At 61.1% G+C, this 16,977-nt stretch carries 14 protein-coding genes and 2 pseudogenes; 11 read left to right on the forward strand and 5 right to left on the reverse strand.

Going from position 1 to position 16,977, the window contains the following annotated elements; genetic code table 11:
- Window positions 1–252: 252 nt before the first annotated feature.
- The 6 genes from AB2N04_RS07165 (at window position 253) to AB2N04_RS07190 (ending at window position 7,315) form a co-directional block, all read left to right on the forward strand.
- Window positions 253–1,146: a BadF/BadG/BcrA/BcrD ATPase family protein gene (locus tag AB2N04_RS07165; RefSeq protein WP_367717957.1), complete on the forward strand. Its 894-nt coding sequence runs from the start codon at window positions 253–255 to the stop codon at window positions 1,144–1,146.
- Window positions 1,143–1,901: a GntR family transcriptional regulator gene (locus tag AB2N04_RS07170; RefSeq protein ID WP_367717959.1), complete on the forward strand. Its 759-nt coding sequence runs from the start codon at window positions 1,143–1,145 to the stop codon at window positions 1,899–1,901. Before AB2N04_RS07165 ends, AB2N04_RS07170 begins: the two co-directional genes overlap by 4 nt.
- 29 nt (window positions 1,902–1,930) lie before the next feature.
- Window positions 1,931–3,091: an N-acetylglucosamine-6-phosphate deacetylase gene (nagA, locus tag AB2N04_RS07175; RefSeq protein WP_367717960.1), complete on the forward strand. Its 1,161-nt coding sequence runs from the start codon at window positions 1,931–1,933 to the stop codon at window positions 3,089–3,091.
- An 88-nt stretch (window positions 3,092–3,179) separates the two neighbouring features.
- Window positions 3,180–5,426, forward strand: coding sequence for a heavy metal translocating P-type ATPase (locus tag AB2N04_RS07180; RefSeq protein ID WP_367717962.1), 2,247 nt, complete (start codon window positions 3,180–3,182; stop codon window positions 5,424–5,426).
- A gap of 606 nt (window positions 5,427–6,032) precedes the next feature.
- Window positions 6,033–6,935, forward strand: coding sequence for a LysR family transcriptional regulator (locus AB2N04_RS07185; RefSeq protein ID WP_367717963.1), 903 nt, complete (start codon window positions 6,033–6,035; stop codon window positions 6,933–6,935).
- A 131-nt stretch (window positions 6,936–7,066) separates the two neighbouring features.
- Entirely contained in the window at window positions 7,067–7,315 is a 249-nt protein-coding gene (locus tag AB2N04_RS07190; RefSeq protein ID WP_367717964.1) for a hypothetical protein, read from the forward strand.
- A 47-nt stretch (window positions 7,316–7,362) separates the two neighbouring features.
- On the opposite strand, the gene AB2N04_RS07195 is transcribed toward AB2N04_RS07190, so the two are convergent.
- Window positions 7,363–8,151 carry an IclR family transcriptional regulator C-terminal domain-containing protein gene (locus tag AB2N04_RS07195; RefSeq protein ID WP_367717966.1) on the reverse strand — a complete coding sequence of 263 codons (789 nt, stop codon included), beginning with the start codon at window positions 8,149–8,151 and terminating at the stop codon, window positions 7,363–7,365.
- A 56-nt stretch (window positions 8,152–8,207) separates the two neighbouring features.
- Here AB2N04_RS07195 and AB2N04_RS07200 point away from each other — a divergent pair, with 56 nt between their 5' ends.
- The 3 genes from AB2N04_RS07200 (at window position 8,208) to pcaF (ending at window position 11,114) form a co-directional block, all read left to right on the forward strand.
- Complete coding sequence (locus AB2N04_RS07200; protein ID WP_367717968.1) at window positions 8,208–9,065, forward strand: CoA transferase subunit A; 858 nt, start codon at window positions 8,208–8,210, stop codon at window positions 9,063–9,065.
- Entirely contained in the window at window positions 9,062–9,838 is a 777-nt protein-coding gene (locus AB2N04_RS07205) for a CoA-transferase subunit beta (protein ID WP_367717969.1), read from the forward strand. Before AB2N04_RS07200 ends, AB2N04_RS07205 begins: the two co-directional genes overlap by 4 nt.
- Before the next feature lie 70 nt (window positions 9,839–9,908).
- A complete protein-coding gene (gene pcaF / locus AB2N04_RS07210; RefSeq protein WP_367717970.1) occupies window positions 9,909–11,114 on the forward strand; it encodes a 3-oxoadipyl-CoA thiolase in 1,206 nt (401 codons plus the stop codon).
- A 465-nt stretch (window positions 11,115–11,579) separates the two neighbouring features.
- On the opposite strand, the gene AB2N04_RS07215 is transcribed toward pcaF, so the two are convergent.
- The 4 genes and pseudogenes from AB2N04_RS07215 to puuE form a co-directional block, all read right to left on the reverse strand.
- Window positions 11,580–12,179 carry a nucleoside deaminase gene (locus AB2N04_RS07215; RefSeq protein ID WP_367717972.1) on the reverse strand — a complete coding sequence of 200 codons (600 nt, stop codon included), beginning with the start codon at window positions 12,177–12,179 and terminating at the stop codon, window positions 11,580–11,582.
- Complete coding sequence (locus AB2N04_RS07220) at window positions 12,176–12,676, reverse strand: ureidoglycolate lyase (protein ID WP_367717974.1); 501 nt, start codon at window positions 12,674–12,676, stop codon at window positions 12,176–12,178. The genes AB2N04_RS07215 and AB2N04_RS07220 overlap by 4 nt, the downstream gene beginning before the upstream one ends.
- Window positions 12,673–13,510, reverse strand: a pseudogene (locus AB2N04_RS07225) (bifunctional allantoicase/(S)-ureidoglycine aminohydrolase). The gene AB2N04_RS07220 and the pseudogene AB2N04_RS07225 overlap by 4 nt, the downstream one beginning before the upstream one ends.
- A gap of 16 nt (window positions 13,511–13,526) precedes the next feature.
- Window positions 13,527–14,963, reverse strand: a complete 1,437-nt coding sequence (gene puuE, locus AB2N04_RS07230) for an allantoinase PuuE (protein ID WP_367717975.1) — start codon at window positions 14,961–14,963, stop codon at window positions 13,527–13,529.
- A gap of 183 nt (window positions 14,964–15,146) precedes the next feature.
- On the opposite strand from puuE, the pseudogene uraH reads away from it, so the two are divergent.
- Together uraH and xdhA are read left to right on the forward strand one after the other, a co-directional pair.
- Window positions 15,147–15,513 (forward strand): annotated as a pseudogene (uraH, locus tag AB2N04_RS07235) (hydroxyisourate hydrolase).
- A complete protein-coding gene (gene xdhA, locus AB2N04_RS07240; RefSeq protein ID WP_367717976.1) occupies window positions 15,513–16,976 on the forward strand; it encodes a xanthine dehydrogenase small subunit in 1,464 nt (487 codons plus the stop codon). The pseudogene uraH and the gene xdhA overlap by 1 nt, the downstream one beginning before the upstream one ends.
- The last annotated feature ends 1 nt before the right edge of the window (window position 16,977 follow it).

The following is a 16,977-nucleotide window of genomic DNA, read 5'->3' on the forward strand; positions in this document are numbered from 1 at the left end:
CTGGTGCTTCGACACATTCTGCGTGTGCCTTTGGCCTGCTCTCTCCCGGAGCCCCTCTGTTCCTCCAATGTTGAAATAAAAGTCCAAAAAAATACCATTTGTCCAGAGGGGAATTGTCATTCTTTGTCGGCCGAAAATGGGCGATAGCCGATTTTACCATTTAAATTAATTGCTTGCCTCGAAATCAGATCCTGTCGATTTTTGTTGTTTCCTGAAGGTATCTTTTTGGTATTATTGCTTGGAGGAGGCGTCATGAGCGAATTTGTCATTGCCGTAGATGGTGGAGGGACAAGCTGTCGGGCCGCAGTGGCCGACCGTGCGGGAAATGTGCTCGGACGCGGCAAGCGGGGTTCTGCCAACATTTTCACCACGCAGGATGCCATCGGGCACAACATCATTGCCGCGGCAAGCGAAGCGCTTCAGGCTGCCGGGCTGTCCACCGAAGAGCTTCCACGACTGCCGGCCTATCTTGGGCTGGCCGGTATCAATGTCGGGCAGCGTCAAAAGGCGTTGGCCGAGGCGTTGCCCTTTGCGCAGACGGAGTTTGTTCACGATGGTCTGATCGCTCTTCAGGGCGCGATGGGCGACGATGACGGCGTCATGGCCATTCTGGGCACGGGCTCCGTCTATCTTTCGCGGAAGGGGAATGTCCTGCGTAGTGTTGGCGGCTGGGGATTTGCAATCGGCGACCAGGCCAGCGGCGCGGTGATCGGACGCACGCTTCTCCAGCAGGCCCTGCTGGCCCATGACGGGATCCATGAGCATACGCCCCTCAGTTGCGCAGTCATGGCCCGTTTCGATAACAGTCCCGAGGCCATGGTCGAGTTTGCTCAGCAGGGTGCACGTCCGGCGGATTTTGGCGCGTTTGCGCCCTTGATCTTCGAATATGATCGCCAGGATGATCCGCTCGCAGCGCGCATTTTGCGTGATGCAGTGCTCGACGTCTCCGAAGCACTGGATGCCATGATCTTTGAAGGGTGCGGGCGGCTCTGCCTGCTCGGTGGTCTGGCGCAGGAGTATTCGACGCGCCTGTCACCGCGCCATCGCCGTATTCTCAGGGAGCCGCTGGGCGATGCTCTCGGTGGAGCGGTTCAGCTTGCCCTGCGGGCGTTCCCGCCAGCCCCCCTTGTGGAGGGGCGACGATGAGCGTGCAGGACCTTTTCACCACAGAGCGTGTCGAGGCCATGGGGCCAGGACCGCTCTATCTTCGCCTGCGGCGGCTGCTCGAAGAGGCTATCCTCGGTGGTGTGCTTGGGGAAGGCGAAGCCCTGCCAACCGAGCGTGATATTGCCGAGCTGACGGCCCTCAGCCGTGTGACGGTGCGGCGGGCGGTGGACGATCTCGTGAAGCAGGGCCGGCTCATCCGACGTCACGGCTCGGGGACTTTTGTCGCGCCGTCCGTTTCGCGTGTCGAGCAATCGCTGTCACTGCTGACCTCGTTCACCGAAGACATGGCGCGGCGCGGTCTTACCGCCCGGTCGGAATGGCTGGAGCGTGTCGTCGTTGCGCCGTCTCCCGACGAGATGATGGTTCTGGGCCTTTCCATCGGAGACAAGGTCTCCCGACTCGAGCGTCTCCGCATTGCCGGCAACGTGCCAATGGCCATCGAAAAAGCGTCCATCATCGGCAGTTTCCTGCCCGATCCGGCGTCGGTCACGGATTCACTTTATGATGCGCTGGAGCAGCGCTCGGCAAGGCCGTGCCGTGCCACGCAGCGCATCGCGGCACGCAATGTCGACGAGCGCGAAGCCGGCCTTCTCAGGATCGCGCCGGGTGAGGCCGCTCTCTACATCGAACGCGTTTCCTATCTGCCCAATGGCAGGGTCATCGAGTTCACACGCTCCATCTACCGTGGCGACGCATATGATTTCGTTGCCGAACTGAAGATTCCCGAGCGCTGACACCCCACTACAACATCGGAACTTTATTCATGCCTTCATTTGCAATCGTCGACGCTCGCATCTTCGATGGAAACATCTGGTTGGACGACCATGCCCTCATCGTCGAGGGTGGACGCGTGTCAGCCATCGTGCCGAAGAGCGCGCTTGGAGCGGGGATTGAACGACGCGCTGCCGGTGGCGCACTGATCGTGCCCGGCTTCATCGACCTGCAGGTCAATGGCGGTGGTGGCGTCATGTTCGATGGCGATTGCGGGGTGGAAGGACTGCATAAAATGTGCAGCGCTCACGCGCGGTTCGGCACCACGGGGCTTTTGCCGACATTGATCACCGACACGCGGGAAGCGACAGCGGCATCCATCGCGTCCGGCATCGAGGCCGCGCGTTTGGGAATGCCGGGGTTCCTTGGGCTGCACCTCGAAGGCCCCCATCTCTCGCTTGCTCGCAAGGGCGCGCACGATCCGTCGCTCATCAGGCCCATGGACGATGATGACATCAAGGCTCTGGTCAGTGCGCGTGCCGAACTGCCGGCTCTCATGGTGACGCTGGCACCGGAAAACGTCACGACGGATCAGGTTCGTGTGTTGGTCGACGCCGGCATCAGGGTCAGTCTCGGACATACGGATACGACCTGCGAAACGGCACTCGCCTATGCGCAGGCGGGCGCTACGCTGGTCACGCATCTGTTCAATGCCATGAGCCCGCTTGCGCACCGCGAGCCCGGTGTCGTGGGGGCGGCTTTGGAGAGCGGAAACCTCTGGGCCGGCATCATCGCCGATGGCGTTCATGTCGATCCGGTTGCGATTGGAGCGGCCCTGCGTGGCAAGAGAGGCCCGGCGCGCATCTTCGCCGTCACCGACGCCATGTCGACAATCGGTACCGATCTCAAATCGTTCACCCTCAACGGTCGCACCATCGAACGACGGAACGGCCGGCTCACGCTGGCAGACGGCACACTGGCCGGTGCGGATATCGACATGATTGGTACACTATCCTACCTCCACGGAACGGTTCAGTTGCCGCTTGAAGAAGCCCTGCGCATGGTGGGGCTATACCCCGCACAGGCGATCGGCCTGGACGCGGCCAAGGGTTGGCTTGGTGCGGGCAGCGATGCCGACTTCGTCATTCTCGACAATGATTTGAACGTCGTCTCCACCTGGATCGGAGGGCAGGCCGTCCATCAGGCGCGCTGAGTACAAAGAGTTTCATTTTTCCTCTTGAAGCTCTAGTCACTAGAGATCCTATCCTTGCGTCACTGAGAGATTGCAGGGAGTCTTTATCGTGTCCTTGAAACAGGTTGAGAACGTCGCAAGCCACCATTCCTGGGTGGTGGGCGGCATGGACTGCGCAGGCTGCGCAAACAAGATCAGGACGGCGCTGGAGCGCCTTCCCGGCGTGACCGATGTGAGCGTTTCGGTGATGGCCGAATCGCTTGCGGTTTCGCTCGACGATGAAAAAACCTCCCGCGACCGGATTGAACGCACTGTCAGGAAACTCGGCTACTCGATCACTCCACGTGACGGCGGGGCGACTTGCGCGGCGGGCGGTGAGGGTGCCTGCTGTGCTTCCGGTGGCCAGAACGGCCCGGCACCACAGTTGGGGTCCGGCCCGCGGCATGCAACAGCCGCGTCCTCTCATGGAGCTGGCGACGCGAGCGTGCACTGGTACGGGACCGCGAAGGGCCGGCTTGTTATCCTGACGGGGCTGCTCCTTGTGGCTGCATGGGGGGCAGAGTTTCTTCTGCCCGGTGCGCTGGGCAGCTGGGCCTTCATCCTCGCCTGTCTGATCGGTGTCGCTCCCATTGCACGTCGTGCCTTTTCTGCTCTTGGCGCGGGCATGCCCTTCACCATCGAAATGCTGATGACTGTTGCCGCTGCGGGTGCGTTGTTCATCGGTGCCCAGGAAGAAGCAGCGCTGGTAGTCTTCCTCTTTGCCGTTGGCGAGGTGCTGGAGGGTGTGGCGGCAAATCGCGCCCGCGCCGGCATTCGTGCTCTTGGCGAACTCGTGCCCAAATCTGCGTTGCTTGAGGAGAACGGCACCACGCGCAAGGTCGAGGCGTCGCAGCTTTCCATCGGCCAGATCGTGGTTGTCCGACCGGGCGACAGGATTCCCGCCGATGGTGAAATCGTCGAGGGTATCGCCGGTATCGACGAGGCTCCGGTAACGGGCGAATCCGTTCCCCGAACGAAGGGGGAGGGCGAGGACGTCTTCGCCGGCTCGATCAGCACCGATGCCGTGATCAGGGTGCGCGTCACCAGAGCGGCCGAGAACAACACCATTGCGAGGATCATCCGGCTGGTCGAAGAGGCGCAGGAAGCGCGTGCTCCCACGGAACGCTTCATCGACCGGTTCAGCCGATATTACATGCCCGCGGTGGTCGGGCTGGCGCTTCTGGTTGCGGTCCTTCCTCCGCTTGTCGTCGGTGCGGCATGGGATGTCTGGGTGTACAGGGCGCTCGCATTGCTCCTGATCGGCTGCCCCTGCGCGCTGGTGATATCGGTTCCGGCCTCGATCGCATCGTCACTTTCGGCCGGTGCACGTCGTGGCCTGCTTCTCAAGGGCGGAGCAGTGATCGAAGCTGCGGCCAGAGCGGACATGGTCACATTCGACAAAACCGGTACGCTGACGGTCGGCCGTCCCGTGGTAACCGACATCTGGGCGAGGGAAGGTGATCGCTCCACCGTGCTTGCCCTGGCAGCCGGTGTCGAGGCCGGGTCCAGTCATCCACTGGCCGAAGCCGTGCTTGCGCACGCCGAAACGCAGGGCATTTCTTTCGAAACAGGGCGAGAGGCGCGTGTTATTCCCGGTCGCGGCGTCGAGGCGCGCATTGCCGGACAGACGGTGTTTGTCGGTTCGCCCCGACATGCGCAGGAAGAGGGTGTCCTCACGAAGGATGCCATCGATCGGATTGATGCTCTCGAGGCTGAAGGCAAGACAGTGGCGGTCGTGTCTGGCAGCGAGGGGCTTTCAGGCGTTGTCGCGTTTCGGGACGAGCCGCGTCAGGACGCTTCAGCCGCCATGCAGGAATTGAAGGCGCTTGGCGTGCGTGCGGTCATGCTGACGGGAGACAATGCCCGCACCGCTGCGGCGATCGCCGCGCATCTTTCCATGGAGTACCGCGCCGAACTTCTGCCAGATGACAAGGTATCGGCGATACGTGATCTGACAGCCCGGCATACGGTCATGATGGTGGGTGACGGCATCAACGATGCGCCGGCGCTCGCAATGGCCGATGTCGGGATCGCCATGGGATCGGGAACGGACGTGGCGCTTGAATCTGCCGATGGAGCGCTGCTGCGCAATCGCATTCTCGACGTGGCGGGAATGCTGCGCCTTGCACGCGCTACAATGGCCAATATCCATCAGAACATTGTAATTGCGCTCGGCCTCAAAGCGGTTTTTCTGGTGACGACCGTGCTCGGCGTGACGGGACTCTGGATCGCGATCCTGGCTGATACCGGTGCGACGGTTCTTGTGACGCTGAATGCGTTGCGGCTGCTTGGATTCCGTGTGGAGCGACGATCGTAGGGGGAGCCTTTCCCCACGCCCTCCATTGCTGGCCAGAAACTGGACCCGAATGCGCCGACCTGTTTGGTCGGCGTTTTTTTGGCCGTTGTTTATGTAGCGGATTACGTAAGAGTTAGCGTATAGGTTGTATTTCCCGAAGGGGCTTGCTGCTTTTCGTCTTCCAAAACATCGTATTGAAATATATGACGAATCTAGCTCTCCTGCTGAACTTGTTTATCGCTGGTTGCGTAGATATCCACATAATCCATTATAGGTTGTATATGTAATCCGAATCCGATATCGTGCAGAAGTTGTATTTAGCAGAGTGCGTCGGAATTCACCGGGGGTGCGTATTTTCAGCGGACATGTCTAGCGCCGCATTGATCAGTGTTCGGGCCGTGTTTTCCCGAACTGATGAGTAGGCGTCGCATGGGCAGCGTAAAAGCTGCCGATGCAGACCGATGCCGAGTGTATCGCGAAACTGCATTGCGCGAATGAACGCGCGGTGCGGACAGACGGCTTTTGCCGTTCGGTTGAAAGCGTTGCGTTTTGTGTGCCGCGTTCGCGGCAGCGTCCTTCGGGTCAGATTTCCCACCTCTTATAAAGCGAGGCGTAGAGCATATGGGCATGCACAAACAGGATGGACTATCATTTGCAACTTTGCGGGCCGCTGCGGCGGTCATCGACACACGCAGCCTGACCGGCGCAGCGCAGAAGCTTGGCATAAGCCAGCCAGCGGTCAGTATGCATCTCGGGCGGCTCGAAAGAGCAATTGGTACGCCCTTGATCAAAAAGCTGGGCAACCGGATCATCGTCAAGGAAGAGATCTCCAAGCTGGTCTGTCAGATACTCGATCTCGAGCGCCGTCTGCGCAGCGTTGGCTACGAGAAAAACGTTTCCAAGCTGAAGGTCGGCATCTGCACCTACACGGCTCCCCTGCTTCTCGGCGGGATGGGGCGGCTGGGCAAGATCAAGGAGACTGTGAGTTGGCGGATTGCCGATTCCAAGCGGCTGGAAGAGATGTATGATCTGGGGCAGGTCGACGCAGTCTTCCGCGCGCTCTATCCCAATGAAATCGGCCCGGATCTCGTCAGCGAATACACGATGCGCTGGATGGGGTCGCGGGAGCTTGCCGAACAGGCAAAGCGAAACAGTGGTGCGATACCGGTGGTGTTGACCAATCCGCTTTCTCCGCTGGGTATTGTTGTCCGGGAGTGGCTGCGTCAACGCTGCGTATCCTATGACGTGGTGGGCGAGGTTGATGATATCGCCAACGCCATGAGGCTTGTGGGCAACGGGGTTGCGGTGTCTCCATTGCCGGGATTTGTCTTTGATGGCAGTTCAGCCGCGATGGAGGACTGTGTTGAAGTGATACCTGGCGGCCTCGAAACCCGCTATGGCATGTTTTACGATGACAAGCGTTTCAACCTGCGGCTCGCCATGGACATTTTCGAGCTCCTTCAGGGTGAGTTGCATCGCCTGTCTCCCCCGCCAGTCTCCTACCAGGGGCACAGCCTGGCTCACCAATAGGTTCATCTTGGAACACGCCGCCGCGCAGCTTGCTGCGCGGCTTGGTCGTGCCTGAAAACTGTCGTCAAAATTTCACTCAGCCGCCGCTTTCCCGTCAGGTTCGGTGCGCAAGATTCCAAACCATGAGAAGAATGATTCATAACGCCCGTTCGGACGCGCAGACCGATGCGCAGATTGAGGCTCTCCTGTCGCCACAGGATGAGATTTCCATCGTTGATTCACTCTTTGCGATGTCCAGAGGACATGCGGCAACCGGAGCAGGCGATGTGCTTGCACGTGTGCTTGAGGCGCGCCTGCAGGCACGCCTCGCGCGCCGCATGCGCCAGACCATCGAAAAATCGCCTGATCAGTCAAACGACGTATCACGGAGTGCAGCATGACGTGCCTTTTTCGCTCGTTGATAGATGCTTCTTGCCGGGACGACAGTCTATTGCAGCGCGAGAAAGTCTTCGATCTCACGCGCGCCGGCCTGAAGCAAAGGCAGGATCGTCCTTTCCATCTCGGCGCAGGTGAAGCGCGCCGACTGGGTGGAGACATTGAGCGCAGCCACAATGTGCCCGCCCATGTCTCGGACCGGCACCGCAATCGAGCGCAGACCGAGCTCCAGTTCCTGGTCGACAATGGCATAGCCGCTCGCGCCGGCCATCGCCACGGCTTCGGCGAGTTCGGCCCGGTCCGTCAACGTTCTCTCGGTCTTGGCGCTGATCGACGCCTGCGCGAGAAAACGGGTGAGTTCGGCCGCGTCCAGGTCTGACAGCAGGACCCGGCCCATGGATGTGCAGAAGGCCGGCAGGCGCGTGCCCACATTGAGAGCCACCGAAACGATTCGTCGCCCGGCTACCCGGGCGACATAAACCACTTCTTCCCCTTCCAGAACGGCTGCGGAGCAGGATTCGCCGAGCGTTTCGGAGATCCGCCGCATGATGGGTTCGGCATAGCGCCAGAGAGTGGCTCCTCCCATCCATGTGCGTGCCAGTCCGAGCAGTCTTGCAGACAAAATGAACCGTCGGTCCTCCTGTCGCGCATAGCCGCTTGCCACCAGTGTGAGCAGCAGGCGTCGTGCCCCTGCGCGGGTCAATCCGGCTTCCTTCGCCACCTCCGTCAGCGTCATGCCATCCGGCGCGTCTGCGAGAATTTCGAGGACGCCAAGTCCCTTTTGCAGCGATCCAACGAGATCGCGCCCCTCTGCGGTGTTTGACACGATTTTATTCTCCATCTAGAAAGTATCGCATACAAAACTATTGTTCGCAATACGAACTTTTGAGGAAGGCCATGGCGCGTTTTGTTCCGCTGTCGCAGGCGGTCGCGGAGAATCTCGGCAATGGCGACAGTGTCGCTTTCGAGGGGTTCACGCATCTTATCCCCACTGCCGCTGCCCATGAGGCGATCCGCCAGGGTTTTAGCGATCTCACCCTGATCCGGATGACCCCCGATGTGGTTTATGACCAGATGATCGGCATGGGTCTGGCCCGCAAGCTGATCTTTTCCTATGCCGGCAATCCCGGTGTTGGTCTTCTGCGCCGGCTGCGCGACGCGGTGGAAAACGGCTTTCCGCACAAAATCGAGATCGAGGAACATTCGCACGCCGCCATGGCCAATGCTTACGAGGCAGGTGCAGCAGGGCTTCCCTGTGCGGTTTTCCGTGGCTATCGCGGTGCGGAGCTTGCCCGCGTGAACCCGAACATAAAATTCATCGAGTGCCCTTTCACGGGCGAGAGCCTGGCCGTCGTGCCGGCGCTCCGGCCCGATGTCACCTTCATTCACGCCCAGAAGGCGGACCGGAAGGGGAATGTGCTGGTTGAGGGCATTGTCGGCATTCAGAAAGAGGCGGTGCTGGCGGCGAAACGCGCTGTCGTGACCGTGGAAGAAATCGTCGACGACTTCTCCGACCTGCACCCCAATCTCACCATCCTGCCGCATTGGACGGTGACCGACATCGCCGTGGTGCCGGGCGGGGCGCATCCCTCCTACACGCATGGCTATTACGCGCGTGACAACGCCGAATATCTGAAATGGGACAAGATCGCCGCAGACCGCGACCTGTTCCGAGACTGGATGCAGAAGAATGTGCTTGATGCGTCGCCCGAGGATTTCGCAGGCCGCGTCGAGAAGCTGAGGGACGCAAAATGAGCAAGCCCGAATTCACCCCAAACGAGATGATGACGATTGCCGCCTCGCGCGCGCTGAAGAACGACGATGTGTGCTTCGTCGGCATCGGCGCGCCGTCCGCCGCATGCAACATTGCGCGCCTGACCCATGCGCCCGACATCACGCTTATCTATGAATCCGGCACCATCGGAACCGCGCCCGACGTGCTGCCGCTTTCCATCGGCGATGGTGAACTCTGCGACACCGCGCTAACCACCGTTCCGGTGACAGAAATGTTCCGCTACTGGCTGCAGGGCGGGCGCATCACCATCGGCTTTCTGGGCGCGGCCCAGATCGACAGATACGGCAACATCAACACCACCGTCATCGGTGACTATGGCAACCCGAAGACGCGGCTTCCAGGCGGCGGTGGCGCCCCCGAAATCGCCACCTCCTCGCAGGAAGTCTACATCACGCTCGCCCAGTCGAAGCGGGGCATGGTGGAGAAGATCGACTTCTACACCTCATTTGGTCACGGCGATGGCGGCGACCACCGGGAGAGCCTCGGCATTCGCACAAAGGGGCCGACTCTGCTCATCACCGATCTTGCGATCTGGAAGCCGGACCCGGTGACGAAGGAGTTCACCGTCGTGTCGCTGCATCCGGGTGTGACACGCGATCAGGTGCAGGAGACCTGCGGCTGGAGCGTGACGTTCGCGGACGGTGTGGAAGAGACACCGCCACCAACCGAACTGGAGCTTGCGACACTGCGCGACTTGAAAGCCCGTACTGAAGCGGCTCATAAGGGTGCATGATCTTTTTGGCCCGCGTGGCGCACGCGGCGACCGGGCGATGCCCGGCATTGATGGTTAGGAGACCTCACGCATGGCTGAAGCATTCATTTGTGATTACATCCGCACACCGATCGGCCGTTTTGGCGGCGCGCTGTCATCGGTCCGCGCAGACGATCTGGCGGCCCTGCCGATCAAGGCGCTGATGGAGCGCAATCCGAAGGTCGACTGGGCGGCGATCGACGATGTTTTCTATGGCTGTGCCAACCAGGCCGGTGAGGACAACCGCAATGTCGCGCGCATGGCCGTCCTTCTTGCCGGCCTGCCCATCGACGTGCCGGGCTCTACCGTAAACCGCCTTTGCGGCTCGGGCATGGACGCGATCACCATCGCCGCGCGCGCCATCAAGGCCGGCGAGGCCGACATCATGATCGCGGGCGGCGTGGAATCCATGAGCCGTGCGCCCTTTGTCATGCCGAAGGCAGAGACGGCCTTCTCCCGCAATGCCGAGATCTACGACACCACGATAGGCTGGCGCTTCGTCAACAGGGTGCTCAAGAAACAGTATGGCATCGATTCCATGCCGGAGACGGGTGAGAACGTGGCGGCGGATTTTTCCGTGAGCCGCGCCGATCAGGACGCCTTTGCCGTGCGCAGCCAGAACAAGGCTGTCGCAGCACAGGAGAACGGGCGTCTCGCAAAGGAAATCACCCCTGTCACCATTCCCCAGCGCAAGGGCGACCCGGTGGTGGTCGACAAGGACGAGCATCCGCGTCCGGGCACCACGGTTGAAAAGCTCGGCAAGCTGCCGACGCCTTTCCGCGAGGGCGGCAGCGTGACCGCCGGCAACGCCTCCGGCGTCAATGACGGTGCGGCGGCCCTCATCATCGCTTCGGAAGAAGCGGCAAAGAAATATGGTCTGACGCCGATTGCCCGCATTCTCGGCGGCGCGACGGCTGGCGTTCCGCCGCGCATCATGGGCATTGGCCCGGCACCGGCAACCAAGAAGCTTTGTGCGCGGCTTGGCCTGAAACCCTCCGATTTCGATGTGATCGAGCTGAACGAAGCCTTCGCCTCGCAGGGCATCGCCGTGCTGCGCGATCTTGGGATTGCAGAAGATGTGCCGCATGTGAACCCGAATGGCGGCGCGATCGCGCTTGGTCATCCGCTCGGCATGTCGGGCGCCCGCATTTCCGGCACGGCAGCACTAGAGCTGCAGGCCACCGGCGGCAAGCTTGCGCTCGCCACCATGTGCATCGGTGTCGGCCAGGGCATCGCGCTGGCGATGGAACGCGTTTAAGCGTCGGCAAACCACAGCCCTCATCCTGAGCCTGTCGAAGGGCGAGGGCGATATGACGTGCTCAGGTGGCGACGTCGGCGCGTGCCTTCACCTCGCCCTTCGACAAGCTCAGGATGAGGTGAAGGCAGGCAGATGTGGGGCGCTTGCCTTGTCTTGTCTTGCGTTGCCCGCCTTGGGTTGCGTTGCCGCGCTTTGCAATGCCGTGAGGTGCTTGTTTGTCTCTCCCAGATCATCAGCGCTCCCGCATTGCCTTGGGTTTTGCAGCGCTCAGAGCATCGTCTCTCTCAGCGGTTCAGAAACAGCCCTCATCCTGAGCTTGTCGAAGGGCGAGGGCGACATGACGGGCTCAGGTGGCGGTGTTGTGCGTGCCTTCGCCCCGTCCTTGAACAGGCTCAGGATGAGGTGAAGGCAGACAGCGGTAAGACGTGTTCAGGCGGCCAGCCGGAGCGCGCCCAGCCATCCCCGTCAGTTCAGCGGAATGTCGTTCTCCGCCTTGCTGTCCTGATAGCGCTCGGAAAGCGCGGCATAGGCTGCGGCCAGCTCTGTAATCCGCGCTTTTACCGCTTCCGCGTCAGCGTCGGGCAGTGCGGTTGCCAGAGCGGGCAGGGCGTAGCTTTTCCAGAAGGCGTTTTCGGCGTTGTAGCCGCCGGGCTCCAGCGTGAAGACCTCTTTCAAAATCTTCAGATCGTGCGGGATCGCGAAGGCGTCGCGCGAATCTTCGTGGCTGAACAGATAATAGAAATTGTCGAAACCGGTCCAGGTGATCGCCGAAAGACACAGCGAGCAGGGCTCGTGCGTGGACAGGAAAATGCAGTCCTTCGTGTCGGGTCGCGCATCCTTCGGCAGTTCGTAAAACCGCTTCAGCGTGTGCACCTCGCCATGCCAGAGCGGGTTTTCCAACTCGTTGTTGGTTTCGGCAAGCACCAGCGACAGATCGCTTTTCTTAAGGATCGCCGCGCCGAAAAGCTTGTTGCCATGGGCCACACCCTCGGCGGTCTTCGGCAGGATGTCCTGCTCGATCACATTGAGCAGCCGGTTGATGAGGTGAATGTCGGGAGCGGTCATGGGAGGGATGGCACCGTGATTTCAAAAGGGGTGGGGAAGTGAAACTCTTCGAGATTGTTGCCGTCGCCACCCCGGTCGACCACCATGAAATCCTGCGGTTCGCCGATGGGCGTCAGGACGCCATGCCATGTGCTGCGCGCATAGTTCACACCCTGCCCGGGATGCGTGATGAAGGCGCGGGGTTCGCCGGGTTTCCCGCCCTCATCCGGGCACACGATCACCAGAAAGGGGGCGGGCGAAAGCGGCATGAAGGCCTGGCTTCCAAGCGGGTGCCGCTCCACCATCGAAAGCTCGAGCGGCAGTGCATAGGGCGTGCCGCGAAAAATATTGATCAACACGCGGGCATTCTCGCCCGCCACCTCCACCGTCGCCAGATCGTGAAAGCGGCGGCACTTGTCGGCATTGATCAGGAAGCTTTCCGCGCCTTCGGTCTCGATCACGTCGCCGAAGGGCGCGAAGGCGGCGCGTGTCAGCATTTCGGCTTCGATCCGTTTCATCGCGCGAAGCTGCCGGCGAGTTTGGCGTGCCGGTTGACGTCTTTGTAGAGCAGGTAGCGGAACTTGCCCGGTCCGCCCGCATAGCAGGCCTGCGGACAGAAAGCGCGCAGCCACATGAAATCGCCGGCTTCTACCTCCACCCAGTCCTGGTTGAGCCGGTAGACGGCCTTGCCCTCCAGCACATAAAGACCGTGTTCCATGACATGCGTTTCGGCAAAGGGGATCACCGCGCCGGGCTCCAGCGTGACGATGGTCACATGCATGTCGTGGCGCAAATCCGCCGGGTCCACAAACCGCGTCGTCGCCCATTTCCCCTCCGTTCCCGGCATGGGGGAGGGGGCAATATCGGCTTCGTTCAGAAACAGCGGTTCAGGCATGTCGAGACCGTCGACGGGCTCATAGGCCTTGCGGATCCAGTGAAAGCGCGCGGGGGCATCGCCCCGGTTGTGGGCCGTCCAGCCGCTCGATGGCGGCAGATAGGCATATCCGCCGGGCGTCATGTTGTGCGTCTCGCCGGCAATCTCGACGGAGAGCTCGCCCTCGACCATGAAAAACACGCCTTCCGCACTTTCATCGAGCTCGGGCCCGGTCGCTGCCGCCGCCGGGCTCCACTTCCATGATGTATTGCGAAAAGGTCTCGGCAAAACCGGAAAGCGGCCGCGCGATGATCCAGCAGTGGGTTTTTTCCCAGAATGGCAGCAGGCTTGTGACAATGTCCTGCATGACGCCCTTCGGCATCAGCGCATAGGCATCCGTTAAAACCGCGCGGTCGGTCAGGAGCTGGGTCTGTGGCGGGTGCCCGCCATGCGGGGCGTAGTAGGTGCGGGCGCTCATCTTGATTGTCCTGTTTTTACGCGGGAAGGATGTCGTTGAGCCGCAACCGGGCAATCCGCTCCACCTGCCGGCAGGCGGTGGCGAATTCCTCGTCGCGGTTGTTTTCCAGCCGGGCCTCGAAGGCCTTCAGAATGCTGTCCTTGGTGTTGTCCTTGACGGCGATGATGAAGGGAAAGCCGAATTTCTGCGTATAGGCGGTGTTGAGTTCGGTGAAGCGCGCGCGCTCGCTGTCGGTCAGCGCATCGAGCCCGGCCGAAGCCTGCTCCTTGCTCGATTCCTCGGTCAGTCTCTTGGCCGCCGCCAGCTTCCCGGCAAGGTCGGGATGGGCTTTCAGAACGCCAAGCCGCTCGTCTTCGCTGGCTGAGCGGAACACCCGCGCCAGCGCATTGGCGAGCCCCGCCGCCGTGTCATGCGCGGGGCCGAGCTCCAACTTCACAGCGCGCTCGGCGATCCAGGGCGAATGTTCGTAAATGCTGCCGAACCGCTCGATGAATTCCGGTTCGCTTATGCGGCTCGGACGCAGGGCTGGCGCTTCATAAGGGTGCTTTTCGCGCCAGTGCCGGGCGATCTCGCCACGTGTCGCAAGCCACACATGGTCGTGGCTCTTCATATAGTCGATGAAGCGCTGAAGGGCAGCTGCGCGTCCCGGCCTGCCTGCGAGCCGGCAATGCAGGCCTATGCTCATCATGCCCGGCCTGCCTGAGGCCCCTTCGGCATAAAGCGTGTCGAACGCATCCTTCAGATAGCAGAAAAACTGATCGCCGGAATTGAAGCCCTGCGCGGTGGCAAAGCGCATGTCGTTTGCGTCCAGCGTGTAGGGGATGACCAGCTGTGGCCTTGTGCCATGGCCGTGGCCGTCATGGTCGATCCAGTAGGGCAGGTCGTCGTCATAGGTGTCGGAAATCCAGTCGAACCCGCCTTCCTCGATGGCCAGTTTCACCGAATTGACCGAGGTGCGCCCCAGGTAGAGACCTCTTGGCCGCTCGCCCACAACCTCCGTATGCAGGCGGATTGCTTCCAGAAGGTCGGCGCGTTCGCTTTCCTCCGTGTGTGCGCGGTAGTCGATCCATTTCAGCCCGTGTGAGGCGATTTCCCAGCCGGCCTCCTGCATCGCCGCCACCTGTCCCGGGCTGCGGGCAAGCGCGGATGCGACACCGAAAACGGTGACGGGGATATTGGCTGCCGTTAACATGCGGTGGAGCCGCCAGAAGCCGGCGCGTGCGCCATACTCATAGATCGATTCCATGTTCCAGTGGCGCATGCCGGGCCAGGGGGCCGCGCCCACCACTTCCGAAAGGAAGGCTTCCGAGGCCTCGTCGCCATGCAGAATGCAGTTTTCGCCGCCTTCCTCGTAGTTGACGACAAACTGCACGGCGATCCTCGCACCGCCGGGCCAGTCGGCATTGGGTGGGGTCTGGCCATAGCCGATCATGTTTCTGAGGTAACGGGTCATGCAATCTGTCCGAAATTCGCTATTGGCAAGGATAATAGATGAAATGAGGAAGGGACTTTCCTGAAAAATTTGAAAGAGTTTAGTTGTCGATCCTCCGCAGGGCCTCTTATGCTCGCAGCCGATTTGCCCCACAATCAACTATATATAGGGCAAGTGGCTTGAGCGAATTCAAAGGGAGGCCGCATGAGCAATGCGGGTGAGGGCCGTCTGACGACCCATGTGCTGGACACCGCCAGCGGAAAACCGGCGGGAGGGCTGGAGATCGCGCTTTATCGTCTGGAAGGCGAGGCGCGGGTTCATGTGAAAACCGTCACGACCAACAGCGATGGCCGTTGCGACGCGCCGCTGCTTGAAGGGGAGGCTTTTCGTACCGGCTTCTATGAGCTGGTGTTCGAGGCTGGCGCCTATCTGCGTGCGCAGGGCCTCGATCTGCCTGCCCCGGCCCTTTCTCGACCAGGTGCCGATCCGCTTCGGCATGGCTGAAACCGCGCATTACCATGTGCCACTTCTTGTCTCGCCCTATGGCTATTCCACCTACAGGGGAAGCTGATGGGCGCGCGTTCTGAAATCCGCTTCCTGCTAAACGGCACGCCGGTGACGCCAGCCGATGTGCGCCCTGACGAAACCCTTCTCGATTATCTGCGCCAGCGCCAGCGCCTGACAGGCACCAAGGAAGGCTGCGCGGAAGGCGATTGCGGCGCCTGCACCGTTCTTGTGGGGCGGCTGCGCAATGGCGAACTCGTTTATGAGAGCATCAATGCCTGCATCCGCTTTCTGGGTTCGCTCGATGCCTGTCACGTGGTGACTGTGGAGCATCTGAAGCGCGCCGATGGCAGCCTGCACCCGGTGCAGCAGGCGCTTGTCGACCATCACGGTTCGCAATGCGGTTTCTGTACGCCGGGCTTTGTCATGTCGCTCTATGCGCTCTGGATGCGCGAGCCGAAACCTTCCGAGAGAGCCGTCGAAAAGGCTCTGCAGGGCAATCTCTGCCGCTGTACGGGTTACGAACCCATTGTGCGCGCCGCTTTGTCGGTCTCCACCTATGGTGATGCGGTATCGGATCCGCTGGCCACGGAACGCGCTGCGGTCATCGCCGCGCTCAATCAGATGAAGGATGGGGCGAGGGTGGAGATCGGTTCCGGCAGGGACCGCCTGGTCATCCCGACCGATGTCGACGATTTCGCCACGATTCTCGAAAGCGAGCCCGACGCCACTGTCGTCGCCGGTGCCACGGATGTGGGGTTGTGGGTCACGAAGTTCATGCGTGAGATCGCGCCTGTGGTGTTCATTGGGGGGCTCGATGAATTGCGCGATATCCACGAAGAAAATGGCGCGATCCACATTGGCGCTGGCGTCAGCTATTCCGATGCATTCTCATTTCTGGCGAAACGCATTCCCGCGCTGGGCGCACTGATCGACCGCATTGGCGGCGAGCAGGTGCGCAATATGGGTACGATTGGCGGCAACATCGCCAATGGCTCGCCCATCGGCGACACGCCTCCTCCGCTGATCGCCCTTGGCGCAACCCTTACGCTGCGCAAGGGCAGCGCGCGCCGCACCATTCCGCTGGAAGATTTCTTCATCGACTATGGCAAACAGAATCGTGCGCCCGGCGAATTCGTCGAGGCGGTGCATGTGCCGGTGCCCGATGCGGCCTCCCGTTTCGCGGTGTGGAAAATTTCCAAGCGTCGGGATGAAGACATCACGGCGGTTCTCGGCGCGTTCGATCTCACGATCGCCGATGGCCGGGTTGAGGCCGCCCGCATCGCCTATGGCGGCATGGCTGCGACGCCGAAACGCGCAAAAGCTGTCGAGGCAGCGCTTGTCGGAAAGGCGTGGACTGAGGAAACGGTCGAGGCAGCACTTTCGGCCTATGAGAAAGATTTCCAGCCGATCAGCGACATGCGTGCCTCCGCCGATTATCGCATGATGGCGGCGAAGAACCTGCTGCGCCGCTTCTACGTTGAAAGCATGGGCAACCCGGCAAGCCTCTCCAGATATGAGGCGGCCTGAT

The organism is Nitratireductor sp. GISD-1A_MAKvit (assembly GCF_040819555.1).
Classification (GTDB): Bacteria; Pseudomonadota; Alphaproteobacteria; order Rhizobiales; family Rhizobiaceae; genus Nitratireductor.